This window comes from Kluyvera sp. 142486 (genome assembly GCF_046569695.1).
Taxonomy (GTDB): Bacteria; Pseudomonadota; Gammaproteobacteria; order Enterobacterales; family Enterobacteriaceae; genus Kluyvera.
The window spans coordinates 1-16540 of sequence record NZ_JBKHUI010000022.1; the positions used below are offsets into that span (position 1 = coordinate 1).

At 59.0% G+C, this 16540-nt stretch carries 13 protein-coding genes; 7 read left to right on the plus strand and 6 right to left on the minus strand.

Going from position 1 to position 16540, the window contains the following annotated elements; translation table 11 throughout:
• Positions 1-258: 258 nt before the first annotated feature.
• The 4 genes from ACLGE8_RS20070 to trpS form a co-directional block, all read right to left on the minus strand.
• On the minus strand, positions 259-1383 hold the full coding sequence (locus ACLGE8_RS20070) for an ABC transporter permease (RefSeq protein WP_411000783.1): 1125 nt from the start codon (positions 1381-1383) through the stop codon (positions 259-261).
• Complete coding sequence (rbbA, locus tag ACLGE8_RS20075) at positions 1383-4112, minus strand: ribosome-associated ATPase/putative transporter RbbA (RefSeq protein WP_411000684.1); 2730 nt, start codon at positions 4110-4112, stop codon at positions 1383-1385. Before rbbA ends, ACLGE8_RS20070 begins: the two co-directional genes overlap by 1 nt.
• Entirely contained in the window at positions 4109-5176 is a 1068-nt protein-coding gene (locus ACLGE8_RS20080; protein WP_411000686.1) for an HlyD family secretion protein, read from the minus strand. The genes rbbA and ACLGE8_RS20080 overlap by 4 nt, the downstream gene beginning before the upstream one ends.
• Positions 5177-5437: 261 nt before the next feature.
• Positions 5438-6445: a tryptophan--tRNA ligase gene (gene trpS / locus ACLGE8_RS20085; RefSeq protein WP_411000688.1), complete on the minus strand. Its 1008-nt coding sequence runs from the start codon at positions 6443-6445 to the stop codon at positions 5438-5440.
• Positions 6446-7095: 650 nt separating this feature from the next.
• On the opposite strand from trpS, the gene ACLGE8_RS20090 reads away from it, so the two are divergent.
• The 7 genes from ACLGE8_RS20090 (at position 7096) to ACLGE8_RS20120 (ending at position 15594) form a co-directional block, all read left to right on the plus strand.
• Positions 7096-7434, plus strand: coding sequence for a YebF family protein (locus tag ACLGE8_RS20090; protein WP_411000690.1), 339 nt, complete (start codon positions 7096-7098; stop codon positions 7432-7434).
• A 95-nt stretch (positions 7435-7529) separates the two neighbouring features.
• The gene (locus ACLGE8_RS20095) at positions 7530-7997 is read left to right on the plus strand and encodes a MarR family transcriptional regulator (RefSeq protein WP_395596293.1); all 468 of its coding nucleotides are present in this window, start codon (positions 7530-7532) and stop codon (positions 7995-7997) included.
• Positions 7998-8002: 5 nt separating this feature from the next.
• Positions 8003-9070 (plus strand): HlyD family secretion protein, encoded by a 1068-nt coding sequence (locus ACLGE8_RS20100; RefSeq protein ID WP_411000692.1) that lies wholly within the window; start codon positions 8003-8005, stop codon positions 9068-9070.
• Positions 9060-10121, plus strand: a complete 1062-nt coding sequence (locus ACLGE8_RS20105; RefSeq protein WP_411000694.1) for a DUF2955 domain-containing protein — start codon at positions 9060-9062, stop codon at positions 10119-10121. The genes ACLGE8_RS20100 and ACLGE8_RS20105 overlap by 11 nt, the downstream gene beginning before the upstream one ends.
• 79 nt (positions 10122-10200) lie before the next feature.
• A complete protein-coding gene (locus ACLGE8_RS20110; RefSeq protein ID WP_411000696.1) occupies positions 10201-11871 on the plus strand; it encodes a hypothetical protein in 1671 nt (556 codons plus the stop codon).
• Between the two features lie 238 nt (positions 11872-12109).
• Complete coding sequence (locus tag ACLGE8_RS20115) at positions 12110-14521, plus strand: hypothetical protein (protein ID WP_411000698.1); 2412 nt, start codon at positions 12110-12112, stop codon at positions 14519-14521.
• A complete protein-coding gene (locus tag ACLGE8_RS20120; RefSeq protein WP_411000700.1) occupies positions 14518-15594 on the plus strand; it encodes a glycoside hydrolase family 105 protein in 1077 nt (358 codons plus the stop codon). Before ACLGE8_RS20115 ends, ACLGE8_RS20120 begins: the two co-directional genes overlap by 4 nt.
• An 84-nt stretch (positions 15595-15678) precedes the next feature.
• On the opposite strand, the gene ACLGE8_RS20125 is transcribed toward ACLGE8_RS20120, so the two are convergent.
• Complete coding sequence (locus tag ACLGE8_RS20125; RefSeq protein WP_411000702.1) at positions 15679-16149, minus strand: GNAT family N-acetyltransferase; 471 nt, start codon at positions 16147-16149, stop codon at positions 15679-15681.
• The gene (locus ACLGE8_RS20130) at positions 16146-16388 is read right to left on the minus strand and encodes a DUF2164 domain-containing protein (protein WP_185668202.1); all 243 of its coding nucleotides are present in this window, start codon (positions 16386-16388) and stop codon (positions 16146-16148) included. The genes ACLGE8_RS20125 and ACLGE8_RS20130 overlap by 4 nt, the downstream gene beginning before the upstream one ends.
• Positions 16389-16540: the final 152 nt, after the last annotated feature.

Below are 16540 nucleotides of genomic sequence, written 5' to 3' on the forward strand. Positions count from 1 at the left end.
TGGTAGTGTGGGGTCTCCCCATGCGAGAGTAGGGAACTGCCAGGCATCAATTTAGTGAAGAAGCCCATCCTGACGGATGGGCTTTTTTGCGTGTGCGGGAAAATGAAAGTGCGGTGAACATCCCGGGGTCACTGCGTTCGCCCGGGCTACAGACGATGATAATGCCCGACCCGTAGCCCGGACGAGGCGTTCACGCCGACTCCGGGATGGTGCACGTTGCCGGATGGCGGCGTAAACGCCTTATCCGGCCTACAAATCTTATGCCATCTCCCCAATCGTTTTACGAAAACGCACCAGCGCAATCCCAAAGAACGCCCCGCCAATCGCCAGCAGCGTCAAAAACTGCGGCCAGACGATAGCAAAATCGGCACCGCGATAGAGAATAGCCTGCGCCAGGCTCACGAAATGCGTGGTGGGCATGGTGAGCATAATGTCCTGCACCAGCTGCGGCATGCTCTCTCTCGGCGTTGAACCGCCGGACAACATCTGCAACGGCAGCAGCACAAGAATCATCAACAGCCCCAGTTGCGGCATTGACCGGGCAATCGTGCCCATAAAAATGCCGATCGACGTGGTCGCAAACAGACTCAGCGCAACCCCTAACATAAACAGTGGAATCGACCCCTCTATCGGCACCTGCAGGATCCCCTGCACCATCAACATCAGCGACAGCCCCGACACCACCAGAACCACCAGCCCCATCGACCAGACCTTGGCGAGCATAATCTCAAACGGGGTCACCGGCATCACCAGTAGATGCTCAACCGTGCCGTGCTCGCGCTCGCGGATCAACGCCGATCCGGTGAGTACGATCGCCAGCATCGTAATGTTGTTGATGATCGCCATCACTGCGCCAAAACGCGCCTGCTCGAGGTTCGGGTTAAAGCGCATCCTCACCGCCAGCTCCACCGGCAGCGTGCTGTTATCCCGATACCGCGCCACGAAGCTGTTCACCTCGCCGGTCACGATATTCTGGATATAGCTGTTGCCGGTAAACGCCTGGCTCATGCGGGTGGCATCGACGTTAACCTGCAAATCCGGCTGCCTTCCTGCCAGCACATCCCGTTGAAAATTAGGTGGAATATTGATGGCGAAGGTATAGCGCCCGGCATCCAGCCCCGCGTCCATCTCGTCGGCGGTAATCAGCTCTGGCTCAAGAAACCACGGCCGATAGAAGCCGTTGATAATCCGCGATGAGAGCTGAGATTTATCCATATCGGCGATCGCAATCGGCGCCAGATGCAGCGAGCCCGGCATCACCGTTGCCGAAGAGTAGACCGAAACGGTGAAGGCAAACACGATCAGCGTCAGCATCGCTTTATCGCCCAGCAGGCTGCGGAGTTCCTTCACGCCGAGGTTATAAATATTGCGTAATCCGCGCATCATCCCTCCTGTTTTTTCAGCAGCCACACGCTTAATCCCAGCACCAGCGGCACGGCAATCAAGAGCGGAATAAACGACGCCCACAGGTCACCTGGCCCCAGCGCTTTAGAGAAAGTGCCGCGGGCGATGGTCAGGAAGTGGCTGGTCGGGTAAATCTGGCCAATCCAGCGCCCTGGCCCTTCAAGCGATGCGACCGGATCGATCATCCCGGAGAACTGGGTGGCCGGAATCAGCGTAATGATCGCCGTCCCGAAGATCGCCGCGATCTGGCTCTTCATAAAGGTGGAGATCAACAGCCCCAGCCCGGTGGCGATGGTGACATACAGCAGCGCCGCCAGCGTCAGCGTCAGGAAACTCCCCTTATGCTGCACGCCAAAAACGAACACCGACAGAGCGCAGAGCAGCAGGAAGTTGAACATCCCAAGCACGATGTAAGGCATCTGCTTACCGAGTAAAAACTCGGTGCGGGTGGTGGGCGTCACGTACAGGTTGATGATCGAACCCAGCTCTTTCTCCCGCACCACGCTCAGCGCGCTGAGCATCGCTGGGATCATCATCAGCAGCAGGGGGATCACCGCCGGAACGATCGCCGGCAGGCTCTTCACATCCGGGTTATAGCGATAGCGCGTCTCGATAGAAATCAGCGAGGTATCCCGGCTGGCAGAAGGCTGCCGCCCGGCCATCTCCTGTAACCACGAAAGGTGCATCGCCTGCACGTAGCCGCGCACCGTTTCCGCGCGGTTTGGCATCGCGCCATCGACCCACACGCCTATCTGCACCGGCGTGCCGCGGGCAATATCGCGACCAAAGTTTGGTGGAATTTCGATGGCGACCGCCAGTTCACCGTCACGCATGCGGCGGTCCAGTTCGTCGTAGCTATGCAGCGGCGGCTGCTCGATAAAATAGCGCGAACCGGCAATGTTCTGCGACCAGCCCTGGCTGCTGACGGTTTGATCGCGGTCGAGTACTGCAAAACGCAGATCCTCCACGTCCATGCTGATCCCATAGCCCATGATAAACATCAGGATCACCGTTCCCAGCAGCGCCAGCGTCGATCGTACCGGATCGCGCCGCAGCTCCAGTGCTTCGCGACGGCTGTAGCTAAACAGGCGGCGTAGGCTAAAGGCCTGACGCGGCGGTTCGCTCTCGGGTTTAACTGGGGTATCTACCATTTCCGCAACCGGAACGGGGTCGGAAGCCTCCTGTAAGTAGGCAATAAACGCCTCTTCCAGCGTGGCCGCGCCGCGTTTTTCGACCAGCGCCTGCGGCGTATCGCTGGCCAGCACCTTGCCCGCGTGCATCAGCGAAATACGGTCGCAGCGCTCCGCCTCGTTCATAAAGTGGGTGGAGATAAAAATGGTGACCTTATCCTGGCGCGCCAGGTCGACCATCAGCTGCCAGAACATATCGCGGGCCACCGGGTCTACGCCGGAGGTCGGTTCGTCTAGGATCAGCATCTCCGGGCGATGGATAACCGCCACCGCCAGCGACAGGCGCTGGCGAATGCCGAGCGGCAGCGCGGCGGGCAGAGCGTTTTCCACCTCGGTGAGCATAAAACGCTGGCTCATCTCGGCAACTCTTGCGGGAATTTCGTCATCCGGGATATGGAACAGCCTGGCGTGCAGTTCCAGGTTCTGCAGCACGCTCAGCTCGCTGTAGAGCGAAAAGGCCTGCGACATATAGCCTACCCGGCGGCGGGTCTCGATATCTTTTGGGTCGACCGGCTGACCAAACAGCCAGGCTTCCCCTTCGCTGGCGGGCAGCAGCCCGGTCAGCATCTTCATGGTGGTGGATTTACCGCAGCCGTTGGAGCCGAGAAAGCCGAAAATCTCGCCGCGTGCGATACGAAAGTTCACGTGATCCACCGCGACAAAGTTGCCAAAGCGCATGGTCAGCCCGCGTGCTTCAATGGCAACTTCCTCTTCGCGGGTATCGCGCGGTGAGATGACTACCTGCTGATGCGCGTTGCGCTGTGCCTCCGGCAGCAGGGCGATAAACGCCTGTTCCAGCGTCTGGCTGTTGGTGTGGGTACGCAGTTGTTCCGCGCTGCCGGTGGCCAGCACTTCCCCAGCGTTCATCGCAACCAGCCAGTCGAAGCGTTCGGCTTCTTCCATATAGGCGGTGGCAACCAGCACGCTCATTTCCGGCTGACGCTCGCGGATGCTGTCGATAAGCGCCCAGAACTGCGCGCGCGAGAGCGGGTCCACGCCGGTGGTCGGTTCATCGAGGATCAGTAACTCTGGGTCGTGGATCAGCGCACAGCACAGGCCGAGCTTCTGCTTCATCCCACCGGAGAGTTTCCCCGCCGGGCGGTCGCGGAACGGCTCCAGCCCGGTGCTTTTCAGCAGCTCGTCAATGCGTGCTTCACGCTCGCTTTTGTCGTGACCAAACAGCCGCGCGAAGAAGTCGACGTTCTCGTAGACCGACAGGGTGCGATAGAGGTTTTTGCCCAGCCCCTGCGGCATCCAGGCTATTTTCGGGCAGACATCGCGGCGGTGCCGGGCATCGCGCATATCGCCGCCGAGCACCATCACGTTGCCTTGCTCAATCACCCGTGCGCCGGCAATCAGCGACAGCAGGCTCGATTTCCCCACGCCGTCCGGGCCAATCAACCCCACCATACGACGGGAAGGGATGGTCAGCGTGATATCGCGCAGCGCGACGGTGGCACCAAAATGCTGGCCGACGTGCTCCAGCCGGGCGACGGCGGGGTGGATATCCTGTTTCATTGTGGCAACCTCACCATCAGCATGGCAGGCCACGGCTGCTGGTTATCCAGGCGCACATAGGCCATCCCCGGCAGGCCGGTTTTCACATACTCAAGGTGCTCGGCCAGCAGCTCCGGCGGAATGCGCGCTTTGACGCGGAACATCAGCTTAAGCCGCTCATCGCTGGTTTCGACAGTTTTCGGTGTGAACTGGGCGACGCTTGCCACAAAGCTGATATTGGCAGGGATCACCAGATCCGGCGCGGCATCCAGAATGATACGTACTTCACTGCCGATGGCTAACAGCCCGGCCTGCTCGGTGGGCAGGAAGAAGGTCATGTAGACGTCGGCGAGGTCGACCATATTCAGCACGCGCCCACCGGCGGCCAGCACTTCGCCCGGCTCAGCCACGCGGTACTGAATGCGCCCATCGCGCGGGGCTTTCAGTTCGCTATCGTCAATATCGGCCATGATGCGGCGTTCGGTGGCCTGGGCGGCTTCAACGCGGGTTTGCGCCTGGATGATGCTGGTGCGGGCGGCTTCTATTGCCGCACGGGCGGCAGAGACCTGCGCACGGGCGGACTCGAGTGCCGCCCTACCGCTTTCGGCGGCAGCACGGTCATCGTCGAGCTGCTGGGCGGACACAGCGCCGCGCTGAGATAGCGTGCTGGAACGGGCGTGACGTTTGGAAGTAGAGTCCAGTTCTGCCTGGCGCTGTTTGACGATGGCTTCGCTGGCGCGCATTTCACTCTGACGCTGATCCAACAGAGCTTTCGCGGCAGCCACGGCGCTTTGCGCCTCTTTAATCTGCGCGGCTGCTTCCAGGCGCTGCTCGTTCAGCACACGGGTGTCCATGCGGGCCAGCACGTCACCCTGGCGGACAAACTGCCCCTCTTTGACGACGATTGATTCGATACGCCCGGCGGTCTTGGTGGCAATATCCACTTCCGTGGCTTCAATTCTGCCGTTACTGCTGGCGAACCCAGCCGGTAGCTCCGGTGGACGAAGCATCCACCACGCCACGGCGGCAATCACCACCGCGATACCGACGATATACCAGGCCCAATGCTGCTTGAATTTGTCCATACGCTACCCGCTCTGTTCCCTGTTGCTGAGTGCGCGCGTTTCGTCTTGAAAGAAAGGAAAGGATGCTGTGAAGAGTGCTACTCATGTGGTCATCGTCAGCAATCCTGGCCGTAAATGAAACACGCATAAATATAGCTACTGTCAATGTCATACTAACACCGGCATTCATTATGTCCATGCCGTTAACATGGGTTTGCGGAAGCATTAACACAATTAATCAAAGTGGATGAGAGCTCGGCAACGCCTGAGCCCTCATCGCGTTCAGAACAGCACCGGCAGCCCAAGCCCGCGTTTAACCGCGTGCAGCGTCTGCTGAGTGACCTCGTGCGCCCGTTCGCTGCCCTGGCGCAGCAGGTCCAGCAGCATGCCTTTATCCTGAATCACGGTCGCACGGCGTTCACGGATAGGGGCCAGCAGTTCCTGTAAGCACGCTTCCAGCACGTTTTTGCACTGCCGGTCGCCTAGCCCGCCCCGCTGATAGTGCGCTTTCATCTCCGCGACCAGCGCCTTATCGGAATGGAATGCGTCGAGGTAGGTGAAGACCACGTTGCCGTCGACTTGCCCCGGGTCGGCGACGCGCAGGTGGTTAGGGTCGGTGTACATGGCGCTCACCGCCTGATGGATTTCCGACTCGCTGGCGCTCAGGGTCAGCGTATTGCCGAGCGATTTCGACATCTTCGCGCCGCCATCAATACCCGGCAGGCGGCTGACGTCGCTCAGCAGCGCTTTGCAATGGCGCAGCACCGGCTCGGTGGTCAGGCTATTCATCTTGTGTACGATCTCGTTGGTTTGCTCGATCATCGGCAGCTGATCGTCGCCCACCGGTACGAGATCGGCGTTAAACGCGGTAATGTCGGCGGCCTGGCTAATCGGATAGGCCATAAAGCCCACCGGCAGCGAGCGGGAGAAACCTTTCTGCGCAATCTCGTTTTTCACCGTCGGGTTACGTTCCACGCGGGCGACGGTAACGATATTCATATACAGCGCGGTCAACTCCGCCAGCGCGGGCAGGGCGGATTGCAGGCAGATGGTGGTGCGGCTTGGGTCAATGCCCACCGCCAGATAGTCGGCCATCACTTCCAGAATATGGTGGCTGATTTTTTGCGGATTGCTGCCGTTGTCGGTCAACCCTTGCAGGTCGGCAATCAGAATAAACTGCTGATGTTCATGCTGTAATTGCACGCGCTGGCGCAGCGAGCCGACGTAGTGGCCGAGATGCAGTTGGCCGGTTGGACGGTCGCCGGTCAGGATAGTATGGGTGGTGTTCATCAGTCGTTCCTTATGAGGTATATACCCGTCATACTTCAAGTTGAGGTGCGTTGGCTGCGCTCGTTCACCCGAATCACTTACTAGAGTAAGCTCATCGGGATTCACTCCCTTGCCGCCTTCCTGTAACTCGAATTATTTAGGGTAAAAAGCCGAAAGACGAGACTGAGAAACAACAAAGCCGCCTTTCGGCGGCTTTGAAAAAAGATAACGTAACCCGAGCCGCCTGTTATGAAGGCAGCCACCAACGGTTGGAGCGGGTAACGGTCACGTTCGTGTTCATCTTTTTATCCTGCCACCAAACGGCCTGCGCTGTCTACCCCTTCACCATAAAACGACGTCATTTCTGAAGATGGGTACCCAGAAATATATAAAAATTGTCTTTTAGTAATATTAGACTTCGTTATTTTGATGGTGTAAAAATAAATAGGATTATTAATAATAGAGGCGGCATAAAACAATTAAAGGAGATTATCGACAATCAGTATGCATATATTATGGTAACTCATCTTTTTTACTGAGTTATTTATTCGATATTTACGCAACAATACCAACGGGCGGGTTTACATACCCCCTGATGTTTCTAGAATACCCCGATGTGATAATACATTAGCTCAACATAACCTACCTTCAGCATGAAAAAGACATTATTAGTGACTGCACTATTTTGTGGCCTGCTGACTGCGGGCATTTCGACGATATGCGTTGTCCATGAAACCTTCCACGATACGACATCGGCCTGTCGTCCGGATTTCTCCCGTAAAGCGCTGCTGCGGGTGAAAGAGGACTATTTACGCGGCCGCTTCCCGCGCTGGTATCAGGAAAAAAGCCAGCTCGGCACGATGACCCCCGAACTTCGCTTCGGTGAGGTGACTATCGAAGACGAAGAGTACCGGGTTCCTTTCACCGCGCGCGGCCCCATCACCTCGCTGGCGCGTATTGGCTTTGTTAACTGCGTCTCTATGGACGTGGAGTACATGGCGGCCAGATAGCCCCGTTTTACAATCCATGCGGTTTAGCCTCTTCGTTCCTTGATACTTATCATGGTAAGTATTATCGTAGTGATACGAAACAATCGGAGAGTGTGATGACCGAAGATGAACTGTTTGCCCGCCGCCCAATGGGCATGCGTATGGCGATGGTGGTACGCCAGTGGCGTTCAATCATCGATCACGCGATTACCGATACCGGCTTGACCCAGTCTAGCTGGACGGTGCTGATGCAGCTTCATCAGCTGGGTGACAACGTTTCGGTCAGTGAGCTTGCACAGACGCAGGGCATTGAAATGCCGCCGCTGATGCGCACGCTCACGTTACTGGAACAGCAGGGCTACCTGCAGCGCACCGTCTCGCCGTACGACAAACGCATCCGCCTGCTGACGCTCACCGACGAAGGTCGGGCCGTGCTCCAGACGCTAAATCAGGTGATTGAAGCCTTCCAGACGCGCGTCGCCAACGGCATTCCCGCCGACGACATCGCGAAGTTTAGCGACACCCTGAATCAAATAGCCTGCAATCTGCGGAATATCCGCGAAGAAAATAATAAAACCGACTAAACACCATGATGACGCCAGAACAGAAGTTTGCCCGCTGGGTAAGGGTCAGTATTGCCTCTTTCCTGCTAATGTTTCTCTATTTTATCGTTGCTGATATCTGGATCCCGCTAACGCCGGACTCCACGGTGATGCGCGTCGTGACGCCTATCTCTTCGCGCGTCTCCGGTTACGTTTCACAGGTCTACGTGCACAACAACAGCACGGTGAAAAAGGGTGACCTGCTGTATGAGCTGGACCCGACGCCGTTCCAGAACAAGGTTGATTCCGCCGCGTTGGCGCTGGCGCAGGCCAGGCTGAGCAACCAGCAGCTTGATGCCCAGATTGCTGCCGCACAGGCGAACCTCAAGACCGCGCAGCTCACGGCCCGCAATGACCGCGTGACCTACGATCGCTACCAGAGCCTGAGCCGCATGCAGAACGTCTCGCAGTCGGATCTCGATAAAGTCCGCACCACCTGGCAGACCAGCGAGCAGTCGGTCAGCGCGCAGCATGCGTCGATCCATAACCTGCAAATTCAGCGCGGCGAGCGTGATGATAATCGCAACGTCACCCTCCAGCAGTACCAGACGGCGCTGCGGGAAGCGCAGCTCAACCTTGACTGGACCAAAATCCGCGCTGAAGCGGACGGTACCGTCAGTAACCTCCAGCTCAGCCCCGGCCTTTATGCCTCGGCGGGTAGCGCGGTGATGGCGGTGGTGAATCAGAAAACCGATATCGTGGCCGACTTCCGTGAAAAGAGCCTGCGTCATACCAGACAGGGTACCGACGCAGCGGTAGTGTTTGATGCGCTGCCGGGCCAGGTGTTTGCCGCGAAGGTGACCAGCAGCGATGCGGGGATCCTCGCCGGGCAGGAAGCGGTGAACGGTGAGCTGTCGCAGCCGGAGCAATCCACCCGTTGGGTGCGTGACGCGCAGCGTATGCGTATTCACGTGGCGCTTGATGAACCGTTGGATAAAACCCTGCCGACCGGCGCGCGCGCCACGGTGCAGCTGTATAACAGCGAGGGGGGCTTTGCCCGTTTCTTCTCAGGGCTACAAATCCACCTGATTAGCTGGCTGCACTATGTCTATTAAAACCCTCGCGCAGGTCTTTACCCCTCACGGCAACATCGTCTACACGGCGAATGATTTCCGTCAGACCTTGCGCATTGCCTTTGCCGGTATGGTGGCGCTGAGTATCTCGACGTTTTACGATACTCACTACGGCGTGTTCTTCGTCGTTTACCCGCTGCTTTTAATGTCTTTAGTACCGGTATTTAACCGCCACGTCGCCAAGCAGTTTATCTTCAGTGCGTCGTTGAACTGCCTCGAAATGGTACTGATCATCGGCTATCTCAGCCAATGGCCGGTCATCATGACGGCGGTAGTGTTTGCGCTGTACGTGGTGCGTTTTCGTTTTATGAGCCAGGGGCCGCTGTTCCTGTTTGGCTCAATGGGCGTGGTCTGCCAGAGCGTGATGCTCAACTTTATGAGCTACCCTACCGCCAACTGGCACACGCTGCTGTTTTCCAATATTGAGGCCAGCGTGATGGCGGTGGCATTGAGCGCGCTGATGCATTACCTGATCCCGGATGTCGAACCGCGTAAGCCGCCGCCGCTGATTGAAAAAGACGCGGCGCGGGTGCGCCACGAATCGCTGCTCTCGGGCACGGTGGCGACGATTATCTTTGTCGTCTTCCAGGTGAGCGACCTGAGCGATTCGCTGTCGGCGCTGATGGCCGGGATCTTGATCCTCTTCCCGATGCACTATCGGGGCGCGGTGATCAGCTCCATCTGGCGCGTGGCGGGCGTGGTGCTGGCCTGTCTGTACATTCTGGTGATACAGCTGATCCTCTACGATCACAGCAGCCATATGCTGCTGATGATGCCGCTTATCGGCTTAGGGCTGGCGTTCAGCGCGCGGCTGCACGTGATGGAGAAAGTGGGGGCGGGCGTCGGTTTCGCCAGTATCACCACCATCGGCATTATGTTTGGTCAGAACCTCCAGCCGGACGGTGACCTGGTATTCAGCGATCTGTATCGCGCCACCTCGGTGACCATCTCGCTGCTGGCGACCCTGACGATGGTGTTTATCTTGCACCGCCTGCTCAACTGTTTCGCCCCAACGCGCTTTATTGTGAAGTAGCGCACTTCAGGACGCTGAATCTTCTCCCCCATTTGTGCTAACAATAGCCGCTCGCCGAGGTGGCGTGAGGGAGAAGACGATGTGGAAAACGCGTGCGCTGGAACTGAATAATCAGGAGTTCTGGAACTGGGAAAAAGCCTGCGAGCTGGTGCAGTGGGCGGCCCGCCATGATTTTAATACCGTGATTGTCGGCCAGGTCGACCTGTTCGACAAGCTGGTCTCGCCGAAGGGCTACACGCCGCACCAGTACAACGACCGCCTCTCCAGCCAGCAGCGCGCCCGCTGCGTCTACCTCAACCGTCTTGCTGATTATTGCCACAAACAAGGGCTGCGTTTTTACCTTCAGGCTAAAGAGCTCAGTTTCCCCGCCGACCTGCTGGCGGCGCACCCGCAGCTGATTGATAAAGACGGCAGCATTCGTTTTGACGTCGAGTTCTGGTGCCAGTATCTGGCGGATAAACTCACGCTTCTGTGCCAGCAAATCCCTGCGATGAGCGGGCTGCTGGTGGCGCTCTCCAATACCGACGGCCTGCTGCCGGTTTCCCGCCCCAACTGGGAATTGACCGGGCAGGACGACCCCTCGCCGCACATCGACCCGCGCAGCCTGTCGCGCTACACCCAGTGCTTTAGCGCCATGGCGCGGGCGATGATGCGCGAGAACAAACATCTGGTGCTGCGCGCCTTTCCGGCGGGCAACCACGACATCGCCAACGTGATGGAGGCGGTTCGCACTCTGCCGGAATGCGTGTCGGTGTCGATAAAACTCACGCCGGAACGCTTCTGGCCGACGTTTCCCAATAACCCGGCGCTGCTCGACGTGGAAAATCGCGACGTCTGGGTGGAGCTGGATCTGGTGGGCGAAGAGGTGGGCTGGGGCGTGTTTCCGTTCCCGCGCATCGACGAGCTACAGGGGCGTCTGCTGTGGTGCCGTGGCAACACCAGCATTAACGGTGCGGTATGCAAAACCAGCTGGGAAGGGGTCGATAACCACTGGGTTATCGGCACGTTGAGCGAGTGCAACCTGGTAGCCTGTAGCCAGATCCTCTCGCGGGAAAATGAACATCTAACCCGCGCGTCGCTGCTGACCCACTGGCTGGATGAATGCTACGGCTGGCGGCCCGATGAGGCGACGTTCGAGGCGTTTCAGTCGCTGATGGCGCAGGCCGGGCAGGTGCTGTATCAGGCCATCTATGTGCGCGACCACGTCTTCCATCGCCACAGCCAGGTACCGGCAAGCTACGGCCAGGCGGTGTGGAGTCTGTACGGCCAGCTCAACCGTAACCACTGGCTGCCGGGCTCTGAGCGCGACATCTTCTTCAGCGCCAGCGACGTGGAGACCTCCGGGCGCAACCTGTCGCTGATTGCCGAAGAGAAAGACGGTGCCTGGCAGGCGGCGGTGACGCTGCGTGAACAGGCGCTGGCCTTTGCCGAACGCGCGGCGTTCCCGTATTCATTGCAAAAACGCTGGCAGGAGGAGTGGCAGGGCTTCGACCTCTATTGCCTGCTGTTCCGCCACGCCCAGAAAGCCTTCTTCACCCTCCACTTTGCGCGGCTGGTGGAAAACAGCTGGAGCATGCGCGAGATTTGCCAGGTCAATATCCAGGAGCTGTACCGCTGCGCGGCGGAAATGGAGAGCTTCTGCGCCCTGCACACCGAGGCGTCGCCGGGGCTGCACGTGATGTTCGACCCAACTCGCGTGCGCATGCTAGCCGACAGCCTGAGCCACGAGTTGACGCAGCTGAAAGGGTAAAGTGTGATGGCGATCGCTCCTTCTTCGTGCTCTACTGCCGGGAAACGTGAAATTCCCCGTTTCAGCGCAGGTGACTGACTCTCCTCATGTGATATTCATCACGTTTTATCCCTGCGCCCGGTCAGGATTGTGAATGACCGGGCAGTTCCGCAAAACCCCGCTCTTATCCGCATAGCCTGTGGCATACCGTTTCCAGAAAATAACGGGCAATTACTTAGCGGTTATTGAGGAAAGTATCATGAGGCTGGTTGCGGGCGAGGCGCTGACGCGCTTTACGGTGTCACTGCCGCACAATGAGCGGTTTGCGGAGTTTTTCACGGGCGAAGCGGTCGATGAACCGATGGACTATCGGTTCGCCAACGGTAAAGGCCCGGCAGAGGACGCATTTTGTCGGCGCATCTTCCGTCGTGACTTTGCGCAGCGCGCCGTGTCGCCAGAGAAGGCGTTACCGGCAAGCGAAGTTACCTGGACCGGACACAGCGATACCGTGACCTTTTCGGGCGTGCAGCCCGTCGCCACCCACAGCCAGCGCTGGCTGCGCGTTACGCTGCATGCGCCGCAAACCGGCCGCTATCCTTTCGAAATTGCTACCTGCGGCGGCGTGCGTATCTGGAGCGGCAACGAGCAGGTTGTCTGCTTCACGCCGTTCACCCGCAATACGCTGCAAACGCAGGCCGTTGATATCCCTCTGCAGCAGGGGGAGAACGCGCTGCTTATTCACCTCGACGAGCTGTTTGAACGCGACACGATTTTTGCCTTCCGCATGATCTATCTTGGCGAGCACCCGCTTGAGGCAGGGCTGCCGACGATGGATATAGCGTATGTGGAAGCGCTGGCGCAGTTTATGGACGCGCTGCCCGCCACCGTCACTGTGCGGGATCAGCGTCTGGCGCTAACCTGCCCAGCCAATAAGACCCTGACGCTGCTCGGCGCGGTGCACAGCCTCGGTAACGACTGCATCCCGGCGACCCCGCTGGATTTCGGCCTGGTCACCACCGGCAACGGCGAGCTAACGCTCCCGCTTCCGGCCTCTATCGGCATGGGCCACTATCGCCTGATGCTGACCACCTCGCTGGGGGATGTCACCATGAGCCGCGCGCTTAGTATCACCGTGCTGCCCCAGGAGGCGCTGCCCGGCGGTGAAGGCGTGCTAGAGACCCGCAAACGCGTGGCCCTGAGCTACATCGCCGAACACGGCGTGCCGCGCACCGGGCGTTTGCTCGCCATGCTGCACGTGGGCGATACCGGCTCGCTGGCGCAGAACCTGCTGATTCGCACCCTACAGCGCATCAGCGCCCGTCAGGACTGTTCGGATTTCTCGATGGTGCCGCTGCTGTGGATCTGGCATGACTTCCACGGCGAACACTTCCCGACGGTGCTGTGGAAACGCGTGCGCTCGGCCATCGTTGGCTATCGCTACTGGTACGACGAACTGGGTAACGACGTGATGTGGTACTGGAGCGAAAACCACGCGCTCTGCTTCCACACCGCGCAGTACCTCGCAGGCCAGATGTTCCCGGAGGATCGTTTTATTGCCTCTGGCCGCACGGGCTGCGAGCAGCAGGCGGTGGCTGCCCAGCGCCTGAACGCCTGGTTTGATGCCGTCGAGCAGCAGGGTTTTGTCGAGTGGAACTCTGCGCCTTACTACCCGGTGGACTACATCGGCCTGTTCGCGCTCTACCAACTGGCCGATGATGCCGCGCTGCGCCAGCGCGCGCGCCATCTGATCGACCGGCTAATGCTCACTAGCGCGCTGCACTACCAGTCTGGCATTGCCGCGGGCACCATGGGCCGGGTGTATGAAAAAGAGCTGCTGGCGGGCCAGATGACCGAGCTTTCCGCCTTTGGCCACGTCGCCTGGGGCGGTGGACACGTCAACCGCAAGTGCGCCTCGCTGCCGTTTTTCTGCCTCAGCGACTACGTGCCGCCGTTGGAATCGGCACGCTACGCACGTTTAACCCACGGCACGCTCAGCGCCCACTATCAGTGCGGCGGCGGCAACATTGTGGCGTGGAAGCAGCCAGCGGTAAGTCTCTCGAGCTGCGTGGATCACCACAGCGGCGAGCGCGGGCATCAGCAGCATCTGGTGGATGTGCAGTTTGCCGGGCGTCCCGATGCCCGGCTGTGGGTAAACCATCCGGGCGATGTGGCACCGGGCAGCGAAGCGCGTCCTTCTTTCTGGGCGGGTAACGGCGTACTGCCGCGCGTGATGCAGGTGGAGAATCAGACCATGCTGCTGTGGCAACTGGACGCGCGCGATGCGCTGGGCTGGACGCATCTGCATCTTCATGCGGAAGCTTTTGAGGAAGTGCTTCCGCTGGCGCAAGGCTTTGCCGTGCGGGCGGGTAACGCCTTTGTCACCGTACTGTGCTCGCAGCCGCTCACCGTCAACGGCGATGAGGTGCGTGCCGAAGGCCGCCACGTAGCGTGGTGGCTGGAGGTGGGCGAGGGTGATTTTAGCGCCTTCAGCCAGCGCGTTCAGGCGCTGCGCATTGAACATCAAGGCGACATCGCGCGGGTGATGGATAGCCAGCACACGCTGATGCAGCTAGACGCGCAGGGTAACTGCCAGCACAACGGCAAGGCCGTCGCGTTCCCGACGCTGGTGGGTAATGAAATTCAGGTCACGCTGTCAGGAGACGCGCAATGAACAACGCAGCATTAAACGGCCTGCTGGAACAGGTAGTTCAGGGCTTCTGCCGCCTGAAAAATATGGGCGAAGTCGGCACCGGTTCCGGTGAAGGTTTTACCATCCATTTCGAAGAGTGGGAATGGGAAGTCGGCGTCGGCCTGTACGGCTTCTGGCAGTATGCGCGCCAGCAAAATGATGCCGGTCTCCAGCAGTCGATCCTCACCTGGTATGAAGATCAGCTGGCAAAAGGGCTGCCAGAAATTCAGATCAACACCACCGCGCCGATGATCACCCTCGCGCTGGTGGCCGGACACACCGGGCGTCAGGATCTGCTGAAGGTGGTGAACGACTGGGCCGACGCGCTGTTGCGTACCCTGCCGAAAACCGAAGAGGGCGGCTTCCAGCATGTGGTGAAAGAGCAGCCGAACACCGGGCACCTGTGGGACGACACGCTGTTTATGACCTGCCTGTTCCTCGGCACGGCGGGCGTGGTGCTTAAGCGCAAAGACCTGATCGACGAAGCCTCTTACCAGTTCCTGCTGCACACCCGCTACCTGTGCGAACCGGCGAGCGGCCTGTGGTATCACGGCTGGACGTTCGTCGGTAAACATCACTTCTCCGAAGCGTTCTGGGGGCGCGGCAACGCGTGGATCACCGTGGCGATCCCGGAATTTATTGCCCTGCTCGGCGACAGCCTGGACGCCAGCGTGAAGCGCTATCTTTCGGTGGTGGTGGCGCGTCAGGTGAACACGCTCTGCGAACTGCAGGCCGACAACGGCATGTGGCACACGCTGCTCGACGATCCGTTATCGCCGCAAGAATCTTCCGCTACGGCGGGGATCGCCTACGGCATGCTGCGCGGCGTGCGGATGGGGATCCTCGACGAGAAGGTGGCTGATAATGCGATGCGCGCCTGGCATGCGCTGCGCGACAGAATCGACGATGGAATCTTACTGGAAGCGTCGAAAGGGACGATGGTCGGGCCGGATCTGCAATATTACTGCGATATCGCCATGGCCCCGGTGCCTTACGCTCAGGCGCTGATGATGCTGTTATTACTGGAGTTACAGCAGGAGAAATGGTGCCGCTAATTGCCTGATGGCGCTGCGCTTATCAGGCCTACGCCGCGGTTTGTAGGCCGGGTAAGGCGTAGCCGCCACCCGGCATTTGTCCGGCTACGGGTTCAACTCGCGGCTATAAACCCGTGAAGACTCACCCCATGGGTGATAGCCCAACCCATTGAAGCTAAAGCCCGCTTGCTCGTAAAATCCCACCATATCGGTACACAGATGCAGCTGCATAAAGCCAAGCTCTTTTGTGTGCCGCGCGATATGCTCAATCAACCGCCGCGCCAGCCCTTGCTGACGATACGCCGGCTCGATATAGAGCGCGCACAGCCACGGATACAGCTCGCCGCGGCTGATAAAGTCGTTGGTAATCAACCCCGCGCAGCCGATGATCCGCTCGCCGTCCTGCAGCCAGTACCACTGCGGCAGCGGATTTTTCGCCCCCGGCGTGCGGCGCAGCGCGTCGTCGTAAACCATCATCGATGCTTCCGACGCCCACTGCTGCTGGAAATAGGCGATAACCGCCTCCATCTGCTCGGGATGGTCGCGTAAAGAGCGAATAACGTACTGTGAACTCATAGAATTTTCTTCAGATCCATCTCTTCCTGAATGCGCTCGCTCCACGCAAAGTGGGTGCGAATCGCCTCATCAATGCCGGCGTTATAAAAGGCTGGCCCCAGCTTCTCGATTATAAAATCGATAAAGAACTCCGCGTCGAACTGCTCCAGCTCGAGGTCGAACTGTTTGGCGCAGTAATCCGTTAGCTGATCGCGCAGCTTCTCGCGTTCGGCGGGGGTGAGGTTGATTTCCGTGCTCATAAAGACTCCAGTGTCATTCCCGGCGGCGCTGCGCTTGGCCGGGCTACAAGTTGGTAGCCCGGCCAAGCGCAGCGCCGACTCCGGGGCGGCTCGATGCCGAATAATGCAATCCCAAGTGGCAGCTATCAATATCACAAACTCGACTTTGTGAC

Excerpts from the sequence above, each read along its gene's own strand:
- ACLGE8_RS20070 (WP_411000783.1), bottom strand. The coding sequence starts at position 1,383 with ATGCGCGGATTACGCAATATTTATAACCTCGGCGTGAAGGAACTCCGC.
- rbbA (WP_411000684.1), bottom strand. The coding sequence starts at position 4,112 with ATGAAACAGGATATCCACCCCGCCGTCGCCCGGCTGGAGCACGTCGGC.
- ACLGE8_RS20080 (WP_411000686.1), bottom strand. The coding sequence starts at position 5,176 with ATGGACAAATTCAAGCAGCATTGGGCCTGGTATATCGTCGGTATCGCG.
- trpS (WP_411000688.1), bottom strand. The coding sequence starts at position 6,445 with ATGAACACCACCCATACTATCCTGACCGGCGACCGTCCAACCGGCCAA.
- ACLGE8_RS20095 (WP_395596293.1), top strand. The coding sequence starts at position 7,530 with ATGACCGAAGATGAACTGTTTGCCCGCCGCCCAATGGGCATGCGTATG.
- ACLGE8_RS20100 (WP_411000692.1), top strand. The coding sequence starts at position 8,003 with ATGATGACGCCAGAACAGAAGTTTGCCCGCTGGGTAAGGGTCAGTATT.
- ACLGE8_RS20105 (WP_411000694.1), top strand. The coding sequence starts at position 9,060 with ATGTCTATTAAAACCCTCGCGCAGGTCTTTACCCCTCACGGCAACATC.
- ACLGE8_RS20110 (WP_411000696.1), top strand. The coding sequence starts at position 10,201 with ATGTGGAAAACGCGTGCGCTGGAACTGAATAATCAGGAGTTCTGGAAC.
- ACLGE8_RS20115 (WP_411000698.1), top strand. The coding sequence starts at position 12,110 with ATGAGGCTGGTTGCGGGCGAGGCGCTGACGCGCTTTACGGTGTCACTG.
- ACLGE8_RS20120 (WP_411000700.1), top strand. The coding sequence starts at position 14,518 with ATGAACAACGCAGCATTAAACGGCCTGCTGGAACAGGTAGTTCAGGGC.
- ACLGE8_RS20125 (WP_411000702.1), bottom strand. The coding sequence starts at position 16,149 with ATGAGTTCACAGTACGTTATTCGCTCTTTACGCGACCATCCCGAGCAG.
- ACLGE8_RS20130 (WP_185668202.1), bottom strand. The coding sequence starts at position 16,388 with ATGAGCACGGAAATCAACCTCACCCCCGCCGAACGCGAGAAGCTGCGC.